This is a genomic window from Arthrobacter sp. Hiyo1 (assembly GCF_001263615.2).
GTDB lineage: Bacteria > Actinomycetota > Actinomycetes > Actinomycetales > Micrococcaceae > Arthrobacter.
Map to the genome: position 1 here is coordinate 1 of NZ_DF952490.1, position 1,393 is coordinate 1,393.

A 1,393-nucleotide genomic window follows, 5' to 3' on the forward strand; every position below is an offset into this window, starting at 1 on the left:
GCGACGCCGGCATGGTGCCGTTGTGCTCCGGTGTGACGAGCAGGATGGCGTCTGCTTCGGCGGCGGCAGCGCGGAGGGCTGCGGCTTCGGCCGGAACCTGGCCTTCGACGTCGATGTCTTCGTTGTAGAACGGGATGTTGCCGAGGGAGCCGTGGATCTGTACTTCGACGTTTTCCGGGGCGTTGAGCTGGATGGCTTCGGCGAGCTTGCGGTTGTGGGAATCGGCGCGGAGGCTGCCAACAAGGGCGAGAACGGTGTTCTTGGACATGGGAACTCCTTGGGTCTGGCCGCGGACGGTGCCGCAGGCGCTCGGTTTTGGAGGCTTTTGCTGCCTTCGTAGATTCTAAACGGACTGCGGTCCGCTTAATATTCCCAAGGCTAGAATGTTTCTGTGAGCCTCATCCCCATCCGGCCCGGTTCGCCTTTCGGGACGCCGCCGGAGCGCAGCGACGCCGCGCGTAACCGCGAACGGCTCCTTCAAGCTGCCAGGGATCTCGTGGCCGAACACGGAGTGGACGCCGTCACGATGGACATGCTCGCGTGCCGGGCCGACGTCGGGAAGGGAACGGTCTTCCGCCGTTTCGGCAGCAGGGCCGGACTCATGATGACCCTCCTGAGCGATGCCGAGGCGGAATTCCAGCGCGAGTTCATCTTCGGTCCGCCGCCCCTGGGCCCGGGAGCGCCCCCGCTCGAGCGCCTCATCGCCTTCGGCGAAGCACGTATCAAATATGTCGAAGAGTACGGCGAGCTGGCCCGTGCCGCGGCGGAACATTCCCCGCAAAACCGGCACGACGCCCCGCCGGTGGTGTTGTGGCACCGGCACATCGAGATGCTGTTGCGGGAAGCGGGCCTGGACAGCGATCCTTGGCTTCTGGCTCTTTCCCTCGGCGCCACCCTGGATCCAGAGCGCATGCTCCATTCCCTCCGAGTTCACGGAGTTGCGCCGGAACGCCTGGCTGCGTCGTGGCGCGAGCTCGTCACTCGCCTACTGAAAGACTGCTGACATAACCTTCGCCGTGCCATCTTCGCCCGGTAGCGTAGCGGCATGACCCACACACCGATCCGCACCGCCGTCGTCGGCTTTGGCCTTTCCGGCAGCGTCTTTCACGCGCCGTTTATCGCAGCCAATCCCGCGTATTCGCTCGACGTCATCGCCACTTCGGATGCGGGCCGTAAGGCCAAAGCCCAGGAACGGTATCCCGGCACGAGGGTCGTGGACAGCCCGGAGGACGTCTTGGCGCTTGCCGGGGAATTGGACCTCGTGGTGCTCGGTACGCCGCCCGCGACCCATCACCCGCTCGCGAAGGCGCGCTGGAAGCCGGGCTCGACGTCGTCGTGGACAAGCCGTTCGCGGTGACCAGCGCTCAGGGGCAGGAGCTGATCGAGCTCGCGG

2 protein-coding genes and 1 pseudogene are annotated in these 1,393 nt (G+C 65.6%); 2 read left to right on the forward strand and 1 reads right to left on the reverse strand.

The genetic code is table 11. The annotated features are described in order from the left end of the window. The coding region (locus AHiyo1_RS23840; protein ID WP_172465748.1) for an NAD(P)H-dependent oxidoreductase at positions 1-268 on the reverse strand (268 nt) is incomplete at its 3' end. A gap of 123 nt (positions 269-391) precedes the next feature. On the opposite strand from AHiyo1_RS23840, the gene AHiyo1_RS23845 reads away from it, so the two are divergent. Together AHiyo1_RS23845 and AHiyo1_RS23850 are read left to right on the forward strand one after the other, a co-directional pair. Beyond that, entirely contained in the window at positions 392-1,003 is a 612-nt protein-coding gene (locus AHiyo1_RS23845) for a TetR/AcrR family transcriptional regulator (RefSeq protein ID WP_059390272.1), read from the forward strand. 42 nt (positions 1,004-1,045) lie between these two features. After that, a pseudogene (locus tag AHiyo1_RS23850) lies at positions 1,046-1,393 on the forward strand (Gfo/Idh/MocA family oxidoreductase); the annotation flags it as partial.